Below are 492 nucleotides of genomic sequence, written 5' to 3'. Positions count from 1 at the left end.
GAACATCATTGACGAATGATGTTCTCCTCTATTTTCTATTTTTAGATTATAGTGAAGAGTGAAAGAAAGTTCGAACAAAGCCTTGAGGACTACGAGTCCCTATCAAAAACCGAACTTCTTTACTGTCATTTTAGAATCAGGTTTACGTATGTTGGGGCCATGAGCCCGTGTATAGGAAATTGGAATCGAAATGAAGCAGTAAAGTTCTTTCAAAACTTAAAAAGGAGGAAAACAAATGCCTTACATTCTTGCATTAGATGTTTCAATGGGACACAGCTACAGTGTCCTATACAAAGACGACACCTGCTTATTTGAAGACGAGATCGAACACACTCAAAGAGGATTTCATGCATTACTCGAAGAGATCCAGCACTTGCCTGAACGTCCATTGATTGTTTTTGAAGCAACGGGGATTTATTCCAGACCAGTCGAAAAGTTCTTTCAAGATCATCACTTTTCTTACTGTTTGTTAAACCCGTTAGAAGCGAAAAA

Annotated in this window: 1 protein-coding gene; it reads left to right on the top strand. The window is 38.2% G+C overall.

Features of this window, described 5'->3' with window-relative positions:
* Positions 1 to 235 precede the first annotated feature (235 nt).
* A partial coding sequence (locus tag HMPREF2731_RS00320; RefSeq protein ID WP_002328977.1) for an IS110 family transposase occupies positions 236 to 492 on the top strand: 257 nt, incomplete at its 3' end.

Origin of the sequence: Enterococcus sp. HMSC072F02, from assembly GCF_001837725.1 — a bacterium.
Classification (GTDB): domain Bacteria; phylum Bacillota; class Bacilli; order Lactobacillales; family Enterococcaceae; genus Enterococcus_B; species Enterococcus_B lactis.
Note: the sequence above shows the minus strand (reverse complement) of the source record. Positions and strands in the feature narration are given on the sequence as shown.